10 protein-coding genes and 3 rRNA genes are annotated in these 18814 nt (G+C 69.2%); 8 read left to right on the top strand and 5 right to left on the bottom strand.

The annotated features are described in order from the left end of the window. Positions 1–77: 77 nt before the first annotated feature. From ACN261_RS07520 to ACN261_RS07510, 3 genes are read left to right on the top strand one after another with little or no spacing between them, the layout of a single operon-like run. Positions 78–1007, top strand: a complete 930-nt coding sequence (locus ACN261_RS07520) for an SDR family NAD(P)-dependent oxidoreductase (protein WP_421484578.1) — start codon at positions 78–80, stop codon at positions 1005–1007. Between the two features lie 50 nt (positions 1008–1057). Then, on the top strand, positions 1058–1423 hold the full coding sequence (locus ACN261_RS07515; protein ID WP_425849130.1) for a metalloregulator ArsR/SmtB family transcription factor: 366 nt from the start codon (positions 1058–1060) through the stop codon (positions 1421–1423). Further along, complete coding sequence (locus tag ACN261_RS07510; RefSeq protein ID WP_425849127.1) at positions 1420–1923, top strand: SRPBCC family protein; 504 nt, start codon at positions 1420–1422, stop codon at positions 1921–1923. Before ACN261_RS07515 ends, ACN261_RS07510 begins: the two co-directional genes overlap by 4 nt. 62 nt (positions 1924–1985) lie before the next feature. Here ACN261_RS07510 and argS read toward each other — a convergent pair whose 3' ends face one another. Both argS and ACN261_RS07500 read right to left on the bottom strand, forming a co-directional pair. Continuing rightward, positions 1986–3704 (bottom strand): arginine--tRNA ligase, encoded by a 1719-nt coding sequence (gene argS, locus ACN261_RS07505; RefSeq protein ID WP_425849124.1) that lies wholly within the window; start codon positions 3702–3704, stop codon positions 1986–1988. Between the two features lie 576 nt (positions 3705–4280). Next, the gene (locus tag ACN261_RS07500) at positions 4281–4835 is read right to left on the bottom strand and encodes a PRC-barrel domain-containing protein (protein ID WP_421484574.1); all 555 of its coding nucleotides are present in this window, start codon (positions 4833–4835) and stop codon (positions 4281–4283) included. 160 nt (positions 4836–4995) lie between these two features. Between ACN261_RS07500 and ACN261_RS07495 the strand changes: the two genes are divergently transcribed. The 5 genes from ACN261_RS07495 (at position 4996) to ACN261_RS07475 (ending at position 12489) form a co-directional block, all read left to right on the top strand. Then, entirely contained in the window at positions 4996–5289 is a 294-nt protein-coding gene (locus ACN261_RS07495) for an SCO4848 family membrane protein (RefSeq protein WP_421484573.1), read from the top strand. A 606-nt stretch (positions 5290–5895) separates the two neighbouring features. After that, positions 5896–7410 (top strand): 16S ribosomal RNA (locus ACN261_RS07490). 390 nt (positions 7411–7800) lie between these two features. Further along, positions 7801–10913: ribosomal RNA gene (locus ACN261_RS07485) — 23S ribosomal RNA — on the top strand. A 106-nt stretch (positions 10914–11019) separates the two neighbouring features. After that, a 5S ribosomal RNA gene (rrf, locus tag ACN261_RS07480) occupies positions 11020–11136 on the top strand. The 16S, 23S and 5S rRNA genes sit together here, the layout of an rRNA operon. 726 nt (positions 11137–11862) lie before the next feature. Continuing rightward, on the top strand, positions 11863–12489 hold the full coding sequence (locus ACN261_RS07475) for an NADPH-dependent F420 reductase (RefSeq protein ID WP_421484572.1): 627 nt from the start codon (positions 11863–11865) through the stop codon (positions 12487–12489). A 220-nt stretch (positions 12490–12709) separates the two neighbouring features. Here the strand turns inward: ACN261_RS07475 and ACN261_RS07470 are convergent, their stop codons facing one another. The 3 genes from ACN261_RS07470 to ACN261_RS07460 all read right to left on the bottom strand — a co-directional run bounded on the left by ACN261_RS07470 (position 12710) and on the right by ACN261_RS07460 (position 18662). Next, the gene (locus ACN261_RS07470) at positions 12710–14530 is read right to left on the bottom strand and encodes a VanW family protein (RefSeq protein WP_425849122.1); all 1821 of its coding nucleotides are present in this window, start codon (positions 14528–14530) and stop codon (positions 12710–12712) included. 211 nt (positions 14531–14741) lie between these two features. Continuing rightward, the gene (locus ACN261_RS07465; protein ID WP_425849120.1) at positions 14742–17258 is read right to left on the bottom strand and encodes a DUF5005 domain-containing protein; all 2517 of its coding nucleotides are present in this window, start codon (positions 17256–17258) and stop codon (positions 14742–14744) included. A gap of 12 nt (positions 17259–17270) precedes the next feature. Further along, the gene (locus ACN261_RS07460; RefSeq protein WP_421484569.1) at positions 17271–18662 is read right to left on the bottom strand and encodes a polysaccharide biosynthesis protein; all 1392 of its coding nucleotides are present in this window, start codon (positions 18660–18662) and stop codon (positions 17271–17273) included. Positions 18663–18814 lie beyond the last annotated feature (152 nt).

The following is an 18814-nucleotide window of genomic DNA, read 5'->3' as shown; positions in this document are numbered from 1 at the left end:
CCGATCGGATTGACAATCCGTTTAATCCGGGCTTGAATCGGATAGGTAATCCACTCTTCCGTCGGAAGGCACCTGCCATGCACCGCGCACCCGGTTGGACCACCGCCGATCTCACCGACCAGTCCGGCCGGACCTTCGTGGTCACCGGTGCCAGCAGCGGCCTCGGCACGGCGATCACCCGCCACCTGGCCGCCCGGGGTGGTCGGGTGGTGATGGCCGTCCGGGACACCGCCAAGGGTGCCCGGGTCCGGGCCGAGCTCCGCCACGCCCACCCCCGGGCCGATCTCGTCGTCCGCCGGTTGAACCTGCTCGACCCGGATTCCGTCCACGCCTTCGTCGACGGTCTCGACCGCGACGTCGACACGGTGGACGCCCTGGTCAACAACGCCGGCATCGGCACCGTCCCCCGACGGTTGAGCCCGCAGGGGGTGGAGAGCCAGTTCGCCACCAACCACCTCGGGCACTTCGCCCTCACCCTCCGGCTGCTGCCCATCCTGACCGTCGGCCGCAACCCGGTCGTGGTCACCGTCTCCTCCGGTCTCTACCGGCTCGGCCGACTCGACCTGACCGACCTGGCCGCCGAACGCCGCTACTCCGCCGCCGGCGCCTACGCCACGTCCAAGCTGGCCAACGTGCTGTTCGGGCTGGAACTCGACCGCCGGCTGCGGGCCGCCGGCTCACCGGTACGCAGCCTGCTCACCCACCCCGGGATGACCAGGACCGAGCTCTCCCGGGACCTGCCGCCACTCGCCCGCCGGATCGAGACCGTGCTCGCGGCTCCGCTGCGCCGCCCACTCGACGAGGCCGCCGCCCCGATGCTCTTCGCCGCGACCGTCCCGACCGCGCCCACCGGCCGGCACATCGGTCCCGGCCGGCGCTTCCGCCGCGCCGAGCCCACCCTCGCGCCGTTGCGCGGCCGCGCCACCGACCGGCAACTCGCCGCCGATCTGTGGGCCCGCTCCGAGGAGATCACCGGGGTGCGCCTGACGCCCACCCCGTTGCGCTGAGCCGTGGGGGCCGACCGGCAAAAGCGTAACCTGTAGGTTACGCTTCACCGGTGGACGAGGTGGCGGCGGCGATATCCGATCCGGTGCGTCGCCACATCCTCGAGCTGCTACGCGACGGCGACCTTCCCGCCGGGCAGATCGCCGACCGGTTCCCGATCAGCAGGCCGGCGGTCAGCCGCCACCTGCGGGTGCTGCGGGACAGCGGCCTGGTCCGCAGCGAGCTGGTGGGCCGGCAACGGCGCTACCGACTCGACGCCGACCGGTTCACCGAGCTCGCCGACTGGCTCGCCCGGTTCCGCCGCCCACGCGGCTGGGCGCAGCACCTCGACGCGCTCGAGACCGAGGTCCACCGCACCCGCCGGGAGCGCCGCGCGCGCGACGACCAGGCGGACCGACCCAGAGGAGAAACCGCGTGACAGGCACCCCCACCGGACGGCTGTTCCGCACCGCCACCGGCACCGACCTGGTGCTGGTACGCACCTTCCGCGCCCCCGTCACGGACGTCTGGGCGAGCGTCACCGAACCCGAGCGCACCGCCCGCTGGTTCGGCCCCTGGGAGGGTGACGCCGGCCCCGGCCGGACGATCCGGTTGCAGATGGTGTTCGAGGACGACGCCCCGTGGACCGAGCTGCGGATCGAGACCTGCGAGCCGCCCCGGCACCTGGCCGTGTCGGCGGCCGACGGGTCGGGCGGCTGGCGGATCGAGCTGCTGCTCACCGAGACGGCCGGCCGCACCGAGCTGCGGTTCACCCACCACCTCGACAGCGAGGAGCACGTCGGCGAGATCGGCCCCGGCTGGGAGTACTACCTCGACCTGCTGGTGGCCGCCGGGACGGACGCCCCGAAGGCCGGTTTCGACGACTACTACCCGGCGATGAAGCCCTACTACGAAGGGCTGCGCGGTCCGGCCGCCTGAGCCGCCGGGGCCGCGTCCGGTCGACCCGGCGCGGACCCGGCGTCGCGCTCACATCCGGACGCTCACATCCGGTCGAGCGTCCGGATGCCGAGCAGGTCCAGCCCCTGCCGCAGGGTCCGTCCCGTCAGGTCGGTCAGCAGCAGCCGGCTCGCCCGCAGCTCCCCGTCCGCCCGCAGCACCGGACACCGCTCGTAGAACGTGCTGAACCTGGTGGCCAGCCGGTGCAGGTAGCCGGCGAGGTGGTGGAACTGCGCCGTCCGGGCCACCTCGTGGACGACACCGGCGAACCCGAGCAGCTCGACGGCCAACGCCCGCTCCGCCGGGGTACCGAGCAGCACCACGGGCGCCGCCCCCGGCACCGCGCCGGCGCGCCGCAGCACCGACCGGGTCCGGGTGTACGCGTACTGGAGGTAGGGGGCGGTGTTGCCGTCGAGGGCGAGCATCCGCTCCCAGTCGAGCACGTAGTCACGGGTCCGGTCGGTGGACAGGTCGGCGTACTTGACCGCGCCGATGCCGACGGCCCGACCGATCTCGGCCGCCGCCGCCTGGTCCAGGTCCGGGTTGCGGGTGCGGGCCAGCGCGGTCGCCCGGGTGACCGCCTCCGTCAGCAGGTCGACCAGCTTCACCGAGCCGCCGGCCCGGCTGCGCAGCATCCGCCCGTCCGGACCCAGGACGGAGCCGAAGCCCAGGTGCTCGGCCCGGACCGGTGGACGCAGCCAACCCGCCTGCCCCGCCACCGCGAACAGCATCGCGAAGTGCTGCCGCTGCGGCAGGCCCACCACGTAGAGCAGCCGGGTCGCGCCCAGCTCGTCGACGCGCTGCCGTAGCGCCGCCAGGTCCGTCGCCGGATACCCGTATCCACCGTCGCCCTTGCGCACGATCAACGGCAGCGCGACGCCGTCGCGCCCGACGAACCCGGGCGGGAAGACGCAGGTCGCCCCGGCGCTGTCGGTCAGCAACCCGAGCCGGTCGAGGTCGGTCACCACCGCGCCGAGCCGGTCGTTGTACGCGCTCTCGCCCCGGAAGTCCTCCCCGGTCAGGGTGACGTCGAGCAGCTCGTACACGGTCAGGAAGTACCGCTGGGACTGCCCGACCAGCAACCGCCACAGCCGGCGGGTCTCCGGGTCGCCGCCCTGCAACGCGACCACCCGCTGCCGGGCGCGTTCCCGGAACGCCGGGTCGGCGTCGAACTTCGACCGGGCCGCCCGGTAGAACCCGTCCAGGTCGCCGATGGACAGCTCCTGCGCCGCCTCCGCCTCACCGAGGTCCACCAGGTGCGCGATCAGCATCCCGAACGGGGTGCCCCAGTCGCCCAGGTGGTTGACCCGCACGACGCGGTGCCCGAGCCAGCCCAGCACCCGGACGGCCGCGTCGCCGATGACGGTCGAGCGCAGGTGCCCGACGTGCATCTCCTTCGCCACGTTCGGCCCCGAGTAGTCGACCACCACGGTCTCGGGCTCGCCGGTCACCGGCACCCCGAGCCGCTCGTCGCCGGCGAGCGCGGCGACCATCCCGGCCAGCGCCCCGTCGGCCAGGGTCAGGTTGACGAAGCCGGGGCCGGAGACCTCCGCCACCGCGCAGACGTCGTCGAGAACGGCGCGGTCCAGCACCGCCTGGGCGATCTCGCGCGGGGGCCGGCCGAGCCGCCGGGCCAGTGCCAGCGCCGCGTCGGACTGGAAGTCCGCCCGCGGCGAGCGCCGCACGGTGGGCGCGACCGGTTCGCCGGCCACGGCGGCGAACGCGGGCGTCAGCCGGTCGGTGAGCAACCTTTCAAGATCCATTGGTACGCCGATCTGCTCGGATCCGTCAGCCAGGCGGATCCCCGGACGGGGGAGCCTGCGGACGGACCGAGGACAGCGGCGGTGACCGGCGGCTCGATCCGCCGGTCGCAGGGAATGGGTCAGCGCGGGCGGGCGACGGATCGCCGGCGTCGCTCCGCACCGACCACGACGTCGTACGACGTCCGGGCGTGCTGAGCGGTCGCGCTGGTCATGCCGGCAGCCTACCGGACCGCCGATGTGACTGGCCGGCCCTGCTGACCGCGTCCGGTCCCGGCGTGGCCGGTCGGTTCTCCTCGCCAGTCCGGTTCCCGCGTCGTCGGTCGGCCCTGCTGGCCACGTTCCGTACCCTCCCGGCCTGGTCGGTGGCCCTGCCGATGCGTCCCGTCCCGGCGTGGCCGGTCGGCTCTGCTGGGCGCGTCCGGTCCCGTCCCGGTCGGTCCACCGCGGGTGCCCGTCGGGCGGACCCGGCCGGCGACGTGACCGGTCTCGTGTTGCCGGGCCCGCCGGCGCCGGAACGACCACGGTGCCCGTCGACGGGTCTCGATCCCACCCGGATGCCGCCGGGGTTCCCGCCGGTCAGCCCCGGCGGTAGCTCTGCGCGTAGTAGTCGCCGACCTGGTCGCGGTAGTCCGGCCGGGCACCGTCCCCGGGACCGAAGGCCGGGGAGTCCTTCACCTGTTCCCGGCTCCGGTCGACGTGCACCACCCGGTCCCCGTGGTCCACCCGGGCCACCGTGCCGACCGGCAGCAGGACCTTCCGCCCGAAGATCCACGGCCCGGTGTCCACCACCAGCCAGCGGGCACCCGCGTCCTCGCTCGCCTCGTCGATCGCGCCGATCCGCCCGTCGGTCGCCTCCACCCGGTATCCGGTCAGGTCGAGCGGCGTGCCCGGGCCGGGCGCGTCCGGTCCGTCGTGCGACTCCCGGTCGGGCCGCTCACCCGGCTCGGTCTGGTCGTATCCACCGGCCAGTGCCGCCGGGTCACGCCACGCCCACGGGTTGAACGGCTGCATCCGGGCCACCTCCACCTCGTCGTCGATCCCTACCAGGTGCCCCGACCCCCACCAGCGGAAACCCGGCCGCCAGATCCGGCCGGCCGGCCCGACCCGGCCCCACCGCCGCCTGACCACCACCCGGCCGCCGCTTGACCGTGTTGATCAAGAGGTTAGCGTCACAGATGTCCCCGAGGGTGACGCGAACTTCTTGATCAACACGGTGTGGTCCGGGAACCGCCGTCGTGGGCGGGAGTGGGGTGGGCCGGCAGGCGGCGGGGCGCTGGGATACTCGTCGACCATGGTGTTGTCGCGGGGTTGGTCGTTGTTCCTGGTCGGCGTCGGGGTGTGGACCTGGGTGATCTGGCCGAGGTTCGGGCTCGCCATCTGGAACGACACGCGGGCCTGGTCGGGGGACGCGGTCGGCGTGGGTGCTCCGACCGGATTCCTCTGGATCCACGCGGTGCTCATCGTCGCCTCGTTGGCCATCGGCTCGACGGCCGGTGTGCTCGGTGTCCGGGGGTGGCGGGCGGCCCGTCGCCTGTCCCGCAGGCGTCAACCGGGCGGTGCGGAAGCCGACGACCAGCGGATTTGACGATCAAACCTGAGGCCGCGTAACTTTCTCTCTGCCAGCGCGGAACGGGCAAACGGGATGAAAAACCCCGGGGCCGGATCCGATGTGTGGCACCGGGTCGTCGGGGGCACTATCTCCAGGACGACGCGGTCCGGGCGGGGCCAGCCGAACGCCGTAGGGCGGATTTGGCCGGGCGGAACCGACCGGGTAAGGTTGTCGACCGGCAGAGCACCGGGCGAGCATGCGGGAGACCGCAGCGGCCGGTTCTGCCAAATCCGATGATCAATCGCAGCGCTGGCCGCTGCGTGCGCTCAGCGGAGCAAGGCCGTACGAAGCGTGACACACCGGGACACACCGGTTGACACGGGGAAGACGGTGAGGTAACGTAGTAAAAGTGCCAGGCGCGAGAGCGCAGGGCGCGATGAACGAAATACCCCGGTCGGGTTGCCGTTGGTGCGGTGGTTTGGCTGGTGTGTGGTTGTTCTTTGAGAACTCAACAGGGTGCTTGTAAAGCCAGTGCCAATTGTTTTATACCCCGGACTGGCCGAATCTGAGTCTTCGGGTTTGGTTGGTTGGGATTCCTTTGGCAACATTTGTTTGTTGTCGGGATTGCTGTTCAACAGGTTTTTGTTGGAGAGTTTGATCCTGGCTCAGGACGAACGCTGGCGGCGTGCTTAACACATGCAAGTCGAGCGGAAAGGCCCTTCGGGGTACTCGAGCGGCGAACGGGTGAGTAACACGTGAGTAACCTGCCCTAGGCTTTGGGATAACCCTCGGAAACGGGGGCTAATACCGGATATGACCTTTCCCCGCATGGGGTTTGGTGGAAAGTTTTTCGGCCTGGGATGGGCTCGCGGCCTATCAGCTTGTTGGTGGGGTGATGGCCTACCAAGGCGACGACGGGTAGCCGGCCTGAGAGGGCGACCGGCCACACTGGGACTGAGACACGGCCCAGACTCCTACGGGAGGCAGCAGTGGGGAATATTGCACAATGGGCGGAAGCCTGATGCAGCGACGCCGCGTGAGGGATGACGGCCTTCGGGTTGTAAACCTCTTTCAGCAGGGACGAAGCGTAAGTGACGGTACCTGCAGAAGAAGCACCGGCCAACTACGTGCCAGCAGCCGCGGTAAGACGTAGGGTGCGAGCGTTGTCCGGATTTATTGGGCGTAAAGAGCTCGTAGGCGGCTTGTCGCGTCGACCGTGAAAACTTGGGGCTCAACCCCAAGCCTGCGGTCGATACGGGCAGGCTAGAGTTCGGTAGGGGAGACTGGAATTCCTGGTGTAGCGGTGAAATGCGCAGATATCAGGAGGAACACCGGTGGCGAAGGCGGGTCTCTGGGCCGATACTGACGCTGAGGAGCGAAAGCGTGGGGAGCGAACAGGATTAGATACCCTGGTAGTCCACGCTGTAAACGTTGGGCGCTAGGTGTGGGGGGCCTCTCCGGTTCCCTGTGCCGCAGCTAACGCATTAAGCGCCCCGCCTGGGGAGTACGGCCGCAAGGCTAAAACTCAAAGGAATTGACGGGGGCCCGCACAAGCGGCGGAGCATGCGGATTAATTCGATGCAACGCGAAGAACCTTACCTGGGTTTGACATGGCCGCAAAACTTCCAGAGATGGGAGGTCCTTCGGGGGCGGTCACAGGTGGTGCATGGCTGTCGTCAGCTCGTGTCGTGAGATGTTGGGTTAAGTCCCGCAACGAGCGCAACCCTCGTTCGATGTTGCCAGCGCGTTATGGCGGGGACTCATCGAAGACTGCCGGGGTCAACTCGGAGGAAGGTGGGGATGACGTCAAGTCATCATGCCCCTTATGTCCAGGGCTTCACGCATGCTACAATGGCCGGTACAATGGGTTGCGATACCGTGAGGTGGAGCGAATCCCAAAAAGCCGGTCTCAGTTCGGATCGGGGTCTGCAACTCGACCCCGTGAAGTCGGAGTCGCTAGTAATCGCAGATCAGCAACGCTGCGGTGAATACGTTCCCGGGCCTTGTACACACCGCCCGTCACGTCACGAAAGTCGGCAACACCCGAAGCCGGTGGCCCAACCCTTGTGGAGGGAGCCGTCGAAGGTGGGGCTGGCGATTGGGACGAAGTCGTAACAAGGTAGCCGTACCGGAAGGTGCGGCTGGATCACCTCCTTTCTAAGGAGCACCATCCACCGAAAGGTGGCATGGAGCCCGCACTGCCCGAATGTGGTGGTGGGGTGCTCAGATGGCGGAGACACTGGCGAGCTTTCCTCTGGCAACGGCCGGGATACCTAGTACAGCCACTTCGGTGGTGGGAACGGTTCCTCCTGGTGCGGCTGGTTGGGGGCGTATAGCACCCTGTTGGGTCCTGAAGGAACAACCTCAGGTTGTTGTTTCAGTGCCTTGTGGTGGGCGGGAGCCTGCTGGAGGTTGCCAGGCATGGCCTGGTCTCGCATACCGGATTCTGTCTCTGCTTGTGGGCGGGGTGGGGTTGCTGGTGTGGGGCTTTGGGGTTGTGGGTTGGTTGTTTGTTGAGAATTGCACAGTGGACGCGAGCATCTTTGTGGTCAAGTTGTCAAGGGCGAACGGTGGATGCCTTGGCACCAGGAGCCGATGAAGGACGTGGGAGGCCGCGATAGGCCTGGGGGAGCTGTCAACCAAGCTGTGATCCCAGGGTGTCCGAATGGGGAAACCTGGCACCAGTCATGTGGTGTCACCCGCACCTGAACACATAGGGTGTGTGGGGGGAACGCGGGGAAGTGAAACATCTCAGTACCCGTAGGAAGAGAAAACAATTTAGTGATTCCGTGAGTAGTGGCGAGCGAAAGCGGATTGAGGCTAAACCGGTTGCGTGTGATACCTGTCAGGGGTTGCGTGGTCGGGGTTGTGGGACCCTGCTGAACAAGCTGACACTTGTTCGAGGAGTTATAAAGTCAGTGGCTAGCCGAATGGTGTGGAAAAGCCAACCGTAGTCGGTGAGAGTCCGGTAGGTGAAAGTTGCTGATCTTCTGTGGGTGTTCCCGAGTAGCGGCGGACTCCTGAAATCTGCCGTGAATCTGCCAGGACCACCTGGTAAGCCTAAATACTTCCTGGTGACCGATAGCGGACGAGTACCGTGAGGGAATGGTGAAAAGTACCCCGGGAGGGGAGTGAAATAGTACCTGAAACCGTTCGCCTACAATCCGTCGGAGCCTTGCGGGGTGACGGCGTGCCTTTTGAAGAATGAGCCTGCGAGTTAGTGGCATGTGGCGAGGTTAACCCGTGTGGGGGAGCCGTAGCGAAAGCGAGTCTGAAGAGGGCGTTTGAGTCGCATGTTCTAGACCCGAAGCGGAGTGATCTAGCCATGGGCAGGCTGAAGCGCGGGTAAGACCGCGTGGAGGGCCGAACCCACCAACGTTGAAAAGTTGGGGGATGACCTGTGGTTAGGGGTGAAAGGCCAATCAAACTCCGTGATAGCTGGTTCTCCCCGAAATGCATTTAGGTGCAGCGTCGTGTGTTTCTTGCCGGAGGTAGAGCACTGGATGGTCTAGGGGGCCTACAAGCTTACCGAAATCAGCCAAACTCCGAATGCCGGTAAGTGAGAGCGCGGCAGTGAGACTGCGGGGGATAAGCTTCGTAGTCGAGAGGGAAACAGCCCAGATCACCAGCTAAGGCCCCTAAGCGTGTGCTAAGTGGAAAAGGATGTGGGGTCGCATAGACAACCAGGAGGTTGGCTTAGAAGCAGCCACCCTTTAAAGAGTGCGTAATAGCTCACTGGTCAAGTGGTTCCGCGCCGACAATGTAGCGGGGCTCAAGCACACCGCCGAAGCTGTGGCATTCACATTTTAACCACGCGTACCCTTGATGGTGCGTGCAGGTGTGTGGATGGGTAGGGGAGCGTCGTGCCGGGGGTGAAGCAGCGGGGTGACCCAGTTGTGGACGCGGCACGAGTGAGAATGCAGGCATGAGTAGCGAAAGAAGGGTGAGAAACCCTTCCGCCGGATGACCAAGGGTTCCAGGGCCAGGCTAATCCGCCCTGGGTGAGTCGGGACCTAAGGCGAGGCCGAGAGGCGTAGTCGATGGACAACGGGTTGATATTCCCGTACCCGCGAAGGAGCGTCCCTGATGAACCTCGTTGTGCTAACCACCCGAACCAGCCAAGACCTTCGGGTTGAGGTTGGGGAGCGTGGGAACCTGGCGGGTAGTAGTCAAGCGATGGGGTGACGCAGGAAGGTAGCTGAGCCCGGCCGGTGGTTGTGCCGGGGTAAGCGTGTAGGCCGTGGTGTAGGTAAATCCGCACCGCATGGAGGCTGAGACGTGATGCCGAGCCGATTCAGGTGAAGTCAGTGATCCTATGCTGCCGAGAAAAGCCTCTAGCGAGTTTCGAGCGGCCCGTACCCCAAACCGACACAGGTGGTCAGGTAGAGAATACCGAGGCGATCGGGCGAACTGTGGTTAAGGAACTCGGCAAATTGCCCCCGTAACTTAGGGAGAAGGGGGGCCGGAGACGTGAAGCCCCGTGCGGGTGGAGCGTTGTATGGCCGCAGAGAGCAGGGGGAAGCGACTGTTTACTAAAAACACAGGTCCATGCGAAGAAGTAATTCGATGTATATGGACTGACGCCTGCCCGGTGCTGGAACGTTAAGGGGACCTGTTAGCTCTTTCGGGGGCGAAGCGGAGAACTTAAGCGCCAGTAAACGGCGGTGGTAACTATAACCATCCTAAGGTAGCGAAATTCCTTGTCGGGTAAGTTCCGACCTGCACGAATGGCGTAACGACTTCCCCACTGTCTCAACCACAGGCCCGGCGAAATTGCAGTACGAGTAAAGATGCTCGTTACGCGCGGCAGGACGGAAAGACCCCGGGACCTTTACTATAGCTTGACATTGGTATCTGAATGGACTTGTGTAGGATAGGTGGGAGCCGGTGAAACCTGTACGCCAGTATGGGTGGAGGCAATCTTGAAATACCACTCTGGTTGATTTGGGTATCTAACTTCGGACCGTTATCCGGTTCAGGGACAGTGTCTGGTGGGTAGTTTAACTGGGGCGGTTGCCTCCTAAAGGGTAACGGAGGCGCCCAAAGGTTCCCTCAGCCTGGTTGGCAATCAGGTGTTGAGTGCAAGTGCACAAGGGAGCTTGACTGTGAGACTGACAGGTCGAGCAGGGACGAAAGTCGGGACTAGTGATCCGGCACTTGCGTGTGGAAGCGGTGTCGCTCAACGGATAAAAGGTACCCCGGGGATAACAGGCTGATCTTCCCCAAGAGTCCATATCGACGGGATGGTTTGGCACCTCGATGTCGGCTCGTCGCATCCTGGGGCTGTAGCAGGTCCCAAGGGTTGGGCTGTTCGCCCATTAAAGCGGTACGCGAGCTGGGTTTAGAACGTCGTGAGACAGTTCGGTCCCTATCCGCCGTGCGCGTAGGATACTTGAGAAGGGCTGTCCCTAGTACGAGAGGACCGGGACGGACGAACCTCTGGTGTGCCAGTTGTCCCGCCAGGGGCACGGCTGGTTAGCTACGTTCGGAAGGGATAACCGCTGAAAGCATCTAAGCGGGAAGCCTGCTTCAAGATGAGGTATCCCACCCCACTTTGTGGGGGTAAGGCCCCCAGCTAGACGACTGGGTTGATAGGCCGGAAATGTAAGCTCGGTAACGGGTTGAGTTGACCGGTACTAATAGGCCGAGGACTTGATAACAAGGCTGCTACGCGTCCACTGTGCAACTCTGAACAAACACCAAACAACCCCCCACGGTGGTAGTGGTTTTTGTGGGTGTGTGTGTTGTTTGATATGTTCATAGTGTTACGGCGGTCATGGCGGAGGGGAAACGCCCGGTCACATTCCGAACCCGGAAGCTAAGCCCTCCAGCGCCGATGGTACTGCACTCGGGAGGGTGTGGGAGAGTAGGACACCGCCGGACAACCTTTCAGTTGAGGCCAACCCCACCCGGGGTTGGCCTCAACTGCATTCCACACCACATCCCCCCCGGAACTGGCCCACGCCACCGGTAGGAAAGGCCCACCACCGAAGGCGGAAAGGTCATACCCTCCGGGACGTCTCGCCCCAGAAATCCTCGTCCCACGCCAAGGGCCCAAGGATTAGGGGCCCGAGGGTCAAGGGCCCGAGGGTCAACGGCTGGTGGGCGGAAGAAGCGGCTATCCCGACACGGGATACCCCTACACCCCCGATGTCGGCGATAGGCAGCCCGACACGAAAAGCCCCGCCCTTGGCCCTCACCCTCCGAGACCCCTCGCGCCAGGCCGAGGCCCGGCGTCAGGGCTGATGGGGCGAAGAAACGGCCATCCCGACACGGAATACCCCTACATCCCCGATGTCGGCGATAGGCAGCCGGACGGAGATCGGCCCCGGTCCCTTCGCGGCGCCGACGCCCCGGCGACGTCAAGGTGCCCCCGGGCCGCCCCGCCCCGCGCCGGAGACAGGCGGGCAACGTTCGGTGAATCCGGCCCGGACGACGTCCGTGACCTCGTACCGTCGATGCGGGACCTGACTCCCGGGGCCCCGCGCCCGGGTCCGTGACGACGTGACGTGCTGCACGCCCCGTCCACGATCGGAGCGGACCTGTCGGGGTACCTGCTGACCGTACGACCGGAACTGACCGTCGGGACCGGCGGAGGCAGGAGTGGCCATGAAGATCGGAATCATTGGTTCGGGGCACATCGGGGGCACCCTCACGCGGCGGCTGAGCGCCCTCGGGCACGACGTGACAGTCGCCAACTCGCGAGGGCCGGAGAGCCTCACCGAGCTGGCGCAGGAGAGCGGCGCGACCGCCGGCACCGTGGAGCAGGCCGTCCAGGACGCCGAGCTGGTCGTGGTGGCGATCCCGCTGTTCGCCGTGCCCGCCCTGCCGGTGCAGCCGTTCGACGGCAAGATCGTGGTCGACGCCAACAACTACTACCCGCAGCGCGACGGCGACATCGCCGAGCTGCTCGACCGTAGCCTCAGCTCCAGCCGGTGGACCGCCGACCACCTCAAGGGCGCCCGGGTGGTGAAGACGTTCAACAACATCCAGGCGGCGCACCTGATGGACCACGGCAAGCCGGCCGGCTCCGGTGACCGGATCGCGCTGCCGGTGGCCGGGGACGACGCCGACGCCAAGCAGCTCGTGATGCAGCTCGTCGACGCGCTCGGCTTCGACCCGGTCGACGCGGGCACCCTCGACGAGAGCTGGCGGCAGCAGCCCGACACCCCCGTGTACGGCACCGACCGGGACGCCGACGGCGTCCGGCAGGGCCTCGCCGAAGCCCGCCCCTGACCTCGTGCCACGTCGGCGGGTCGCGGCCGGGTGGCACCACCGCCACCCGCCACCCACCACCGCAGCGACTCCACGAGCCGGGAGCACCACGTGCCGAGCCGGCCCGGATGTCCGGCAGCACCGGGTACCGGGAGACAGCGAGCCCCGCCGGCTGATCAGCCGGCGGGGCTCGGTCGTGTCCGGGGTCGGTGTCCTCGACCCGCTCGGGTAGGAGCCTGGGTCAGGGCTTGGGACCGCAGACGAAGTTGGGCTCGGGGTCGTACGTCCAGCTGAACTTCTCCCGCTTGACGACCTTGCCGTCCTTCTTGATCACGCGGAAGGCGTCCTGGGTGAAGCCGGTGCTGCCGGCGGCGGCGATGCAACTCGGGCCGGGCTCCAGGTAGACCGTCCTCGGCGAGGTGATGTTGCGGCGCGGGCCGTACTCCGTCTTCACGCTGTCGTAGATCTTGGTGCTCCACATCGACACGGTGATCGTGTTCGAGGTGTACGCGGTGTCGATCAGGACCCCGTACGGCGTGTTGTTGCGGAACTTGAAGTCCAGGTCCGGCCAGAAGATCGTCGACTCGATCACCGCCGGGTAGCGGCTGAAGTAGAACGAGTGCGGCTTGTGCTCGACGTCCTGGAGGCCGGCGTAGTAACTGGCGTTGAAGAGCGTGGTGGTGAACTGGGAGACGCCGCCACCCACCCCGGGCACCAGTTTGCCGCCGAGGATCACCGGAGCGTCCTTGTAGCCCTGGGCGTAGCCGCGCTCGCCGGTGTGCCCGTTGAGCGAGAACGTCTCCCCGGGCTTGACGATGGTGCCGTCCACGTCCTTCGCCGCCTGGATGATGTTCTGGCTACGCGGCGAGGAGAGCCCACCGGGGAACTTCGTGGAGAAGGTGGAGACCCGCTCCTTGATGCCCAACTCGGCGAGCTTCGCCTCGGTCAGCTCCGGCTCGGCCTCCGTGAGCTGCCCGGTGACCGTCCGGCCGTCCGGCTTCGGCAGCACCGCCAGCAGGTCCCGGCTCAGCGCCGCCGAGTCGAGCTGCTGGCCGGCCCGGCCCGGCACCACCTTCGGCTTACCGCCCGAGATGGTCAGCCCGGCGTCCCTGGGCGTCGACTCGATCGCGGCCAGCTTGCTGCCCAGCGCCGACCGGAGCCGCTTCACGTCGACCTTCGGCGTCAGCTTCCCCTCGTCGTCGGCCGAGAAGCGCAACGCGCGGGCGATCGCGGTGGGCGGGACGCTCACCGAGCCCTTGCTGGAGGTGATCGTCACCGGTGCGGCGACGGCCGGCTTCGCCAGTTCGGCGATCATCCGGTCCACCTCCTCCCGGGTGGTCACCGGGTTCTTCTCCACCACCGGCACCGTCACCGGCTGGCCGGCCAGCCAGCCCGCGCGGACCACCCGGGCGGACTGCTCCGGGTCCAGCGTCAGGCTCGGCTTCGGGTAGACCGGCTTCGGCGTGGTGCCGGTGAAGATGATCGCCGGCAGGGTCATGTCCCGGCCTTGTTCGCCGAGGATCTGCCGCAGCGCCGCGTCCAGCTTGGCGGCGTCGACAGTCACCACCGGGTCGACCGACCGGGAACCGAACAGCCGGTCCACCGGGTGCGCCTGCGCGTCGGTGGCGGCGGCGACGGTGGCGTCCACGTCCACCGCCAGGCCGACGTCGGCGGGCTTGATCTCCGCCCGGTTCTCGCCCACCACCACGGTCAGCGGCGCGTCGAGCGTCGCGGCCCGCTTCTCCAACTCGGCCCGCAGTTCCCTGGCCGCGTCGGCCCGGCTGCGGCCACCCAGCTCGGTGCCGAGCACGTTGGTGCCGCGCGGCACGTCCCCGGCGTACGCCCAGGCGCCCGCGCCGACCACCCCGGCCAGCACCGCGGCGGTCACCCCGCCGGTGAGCAGCACCCGGCCGCGCCGCCACCACGGCCCCGGCCCGGCGCCGGGACCTGCGGCCCCACCGGCCGGTGGGGGTTCGTCCTCGGACGGCCAGCTCACCGCGGTTACCTGCACCGTGGGGCGGTCGTCGGAGACCGGTTTGTCGCCGTACAGGGTCACAGCCACCTCGATCGGACGTACCACGTGGGGGGTTGCGGGCCCCCAGGGACACCTACGGTAGCCAACCGGACGGCCAGCCGACAGCGTGCGTCCGGCCATCCTCACCGCCGCGTGTCGCGGCCGGTCACACGGTGTATGGGCGTTCGTGGCACGGTGTCCGGATGGACGTCCGGCGGCTGTGGTCGGCGGCACAGGGACCGTGGTCGACCGGCGGTGGTCAGCGGATGCGGACGCCGACCGCCGGGGTCGGTGGGCCGTCGTCGCGTCCGTCGGTCACGGCGACCCGGAACTGGTAGTCGTGCCCACGGGTCAGCAGCACCGCCGTGTGCCGGGTGTCCCGCACCGGGTACGGGTCGGCGCGCCACCGCTCCCCGGCGGTGGCGTCGCGCCACTGCACCCGGTAGGCGAACCCCGGCCCGGCCGGTCGCCAGGTCAGTCGGGCCTCACCGGTGCCGACGGCGGTCACGACGAGCCCGGTGGGGGTGGGCAACTGCGGGGTGGCCCGTACCGGCGTGCTGCGCGGTCCCGCACCGGCCTGGTTCACCGCGGCCACCGTGAACTCGTACTCGTGTCCGTTGCGTAGTCCCGGCACGACGGCCCGGGTGCCCCGGGTGGGGATCTCCTCGGCGGTGAAGTCGCGTTCCCCGGCGGTGACGTCGCGCCGGTGGACCCGGTGCCAGCCGTCCGGCACCGACGAGACCCAGGTCAGCTCGACGCTGCCGACACCGGCCTCGGCGCGTAGCGCCCGTGGGGCGTCGCCGGGTGCGGTGAACCGGGCGTGGGCCCGCACCGGCGTGGACCGGGCCCCCTCGCCGCCGCCGTTCACCGCGCTGGCCGTGAACTCGTACTCGTGGCCGTGTTCCAGGTGCCGGGCGAGGTGCCCGGCGGTGGCCTCCACGGCGGGTGGGCCGTACTCCCGGGTGCCGGTGGTCAGGTCGCGCCGGTACACCCGGTAGGAGAAGCCCGGACCGAGGGTGTGCCAGGCCAGCCGGACGGTGCCGTCGGGCTGCCCGGCGGCGACCAGACCCGACGGCGGCGCGGGCGGGGTGACCAGCGCGGTGACCCGGACCGGGGCCGACGGCGGGCTGTCCCCGCCGCCGCCTACCGCGACCACGGTGAACTCGTAACGGTGCGCGTGCCGTAGGAACGCGACGGTGGCGGTGGTGCCGGTGAAGGTGCCGACCGTGCCGCGTTCCCCGGTGTCCAGGTCGTGCCGGTACACCCGGTAGAGCTGGACGAAGGGCACCGGTTGCCAGCTCAACGCGACGTCACCGGCCCGGCCCGGCACCGCCCGCAGGCCGCCCGGCGGCGGTGGGGGCGGCACCGTGGCGGTGACCCGGCCGGCCGGTGAGGGCGGACCCTCGCCGCGCCGGCCCACGGCGCTCACCCGGAACTCGTAGTCGTGCCCGTTGACCAGGAAGTCGGCAGTGAAGCGGGGCGCGTCGACCGGTTCGCCGATCCGCACGAAGTGGGTCTGGCCGGCGGTGACGTCCCGCCGGTGTACCTGGTAGCGCAGCTCGTCGTCGGCGCGTACCGGCGGCCAGTCCAGCTCGGCGGTGCCGGCGCCGCCCGGACGGGCGGTCACCGCCGCCGGTGGCGGGGGCAGCTCGGCCGGGTCGGGGCGGCGGCGGGGCCACGGCACCTCGACGAAACGCGGCCGGTAGAGGCCCGCGTCGGCGTAGGTGACCGCGTCGTCGACGTCGTTGACGTTGTAGGAGAACAGCAGCCGGCCGGGACGGGCCAGCTCCGGGTGCAGGTCGACGTCGTAGACCAGGTGGCCGGCGGCCGTCTCCGGGGCCCGGTGCAGGTAGTCGGGGCCGGTGAACGGGCCGGTCGGGGCATCGGCCGAATAGGCCACCAGGTCGCCGCTGAACACCAGGTTGTTCTCCTGGGTGACCAGCACGTACCGGCCGTCGACCCGCTGCACGCCGTAGGCGGTGCCGACGCCGCTCAGCAGCCGGGCCGAGGTGCGGTCGTCGGGGGACCAGCCGTCGCCGGTCCAGAACTCCCACCTGCCGGTCAGATCGTCGCCGGCCACCCGGGCCAGGTGGGCGAACTTCGCCTCACCGGCGGCCTCGGTGCCGTACACGTAGGTGTGGTCGCCGTCGCGGAGCAGCTCGGAGCCCCAGGAGACCCGGGGGTCCAGGGGCAGCGGGCGGACCCCGGTGGGGGTGAGCGCGGGCAGCGCGAAGGTGGCCAGGGCGGTGCCGAGCAGGGCGTGGTCCAGCGGGCTGGCACCGGTACGCCGGTAGCGGTGGACCAGCACCTGGAGGGTGTCGCCGGCGACGGTGGCGTCGCCGATCCAGGAGAACTCGCCGGGCGTCGTCGCGGGGATCAGGTCGCGTGGGTCGTCGGCGGTGCCGCCGTGCAGCGTCGCGGTGAGCTGGTCGCCCTGCTGCACCACTGCCGAGTTGTGCACGAACGGCGCGCTGCGGGGGCGGGAGCCGTCGGGGTGCACCGGGCCGAGGAAGGTGTCGGAGAACAGCCAGAGCAGCCGGCCGTCGGGCAGCCGTACCGAGGCCGTCCGGTCGGCGCCGTTCCACCGGCCGGAGGTGTCGCCGTAGTCGTCGAAGGCGGCGGTCAGCCGGGCGGCGGTCGTCCCGCCGTCGGGTCGGGGCGGCTGCGGCGTCGCGGTGGGTACGGCGGCGAGCAGCCCGACCAGCCAGACGACGAGCAGCCAACGGGCCGGCCGGCGGACGCCGACCGGCTCCCGGCCCGGGTCGACCTCCGCCACCAGAACCCCCGTCTACTGGTCACCGACCCGTAGGGTGTCACGATCAACGGCGGGGGCGGTAGCCGTCGACCGGGTGGGCGTGGCCGGTGCGTCCGGCCCGCGACGGACCGTCAGCGCGCCGGTGACGAGGGCGGTGACCGCCGCCGTGGCCAGGGCGGCACCGGCGATACCGGCGACGGTGTGCGGCACCACCGTGGCGGTCGCGGCCAGGAAACCCGCCGTGGAGATCCACAGTGGTGCCGAGGGCCACCGGGCCGCCGCCGCGACCCGCGCGTTGATCAGCACGAAGACCAGCGCGTACAGCGCCCCGGTGGCGGCGAACAGCGGGGCGAGACCGCCGTGGCGGGTGTACTCCGGGCCGCCGGCCAACCCGAAGGCCAGGCCACCGGCCAGGGTCGCGGCGAGCACCAGCGCCGCGCCGGCCGCCCCGACCAGCAACAGCGCGGCCCGCAGGGTGCCCCGGTCGCCCCGGGCCAGCCGGGGCAGCGCGATGACCGTCACCACCTGGGGGGCCCACAACGCGCCCTTGGTGAGCACCGTGCCGACCGCGTACGTGCCGGAGGCGTCCGGGGGCAGGAACCGGCGGGCCAGCAGCAGGTCGGCGTACGACACGACGAGCATCGCCAGGGTCGCCCCGCTGGCGGTGAGCACCGTCCGGGTGGCCAGGGTCGGGGCGACCGGGTCGAGGCCGGCCCCCCGGTTGAGCCGGACCAGCAGCGCCAGCACCAGCACGGAGGTGACCGCCCCGGCCAGCAGCGCGCCGGTCAACCCGCCACCGAGCGCCAGCCCGGCGATCATGCCGCCGTACCGGCCGGCGGCGAGCAACGCCATCCCGCCGGCCAGCCGCAGGAAACGCTGGTCGCCCTGGAGTTCACCGAGCCACCGGCCGGCGGCCACCACCGCCACGGTCAGCACCCCGAGCAGCAGCACCGCCGGGCCGGTCAACCGCAGCCCGACGGCGGCTACCGGCAACGTCACGGCCAGCAGCGCGGCGGTCACCGCCACGGTCAGCAGGGTGGGGCGGGCGGTGCCGGCCCGACCGTGCCGGGCCCGGTGTACGGCCACCGCGATCTGCAGGCCGGTGCCGGCCACGCCGCCGATCGCGCCGAGCGCCAGCAGGGTGGCCAGCGCGCTCAGCTCGGCCGGCGCGAGGTGCCGGGCACCGAGGACCGGCACCACGTACGCGAGCCCGTTGACGAAGACCCCGGCCAGGGTGACGGCCACCCCGGCGACGCCGATGCCCGTCGCCCGACCCGGCCCGCCGCCCGGACCCCCACTCGGCCCGTTCCCCGAACCCCGGCCCGGGACGTCGCCGGATCGCCGGCGGTGCCCGTCGGGAGCCTCGGGTCCTTCGTCGACGACCCCGGGTCGCCGGCCGTGCGCGCCGTCCGATGCTGTGCCCATCACCGCTCCGTGTCGCCGGCCCCGCCGGTGCTCCGCTGCCCCGCCCGCGATCGTCCCGGGTCGTCGGCTCCGCCCGTCGCCAGCAGCGCAAGTACAGTGTCGCCACGCCGGCGCCGATCGCCGGGTCAGCCTAGTGAGGAGGTCAAGCCCTG

Origin of the sequence: Micromonospora sp. WMMD723 (assembly GCF_049863385.1) — a bacterium.
Classification (GTDB): domain Bacteria; phylum Actinomycetota; class Actinomycetes; order Mycobacteriales; family Micromonosporaceae; genus Micromonospora; species Micromonospora wenchangensis.
This window is presented reverse-complemented; position numbering and strand designations above follow the sequence as displayed.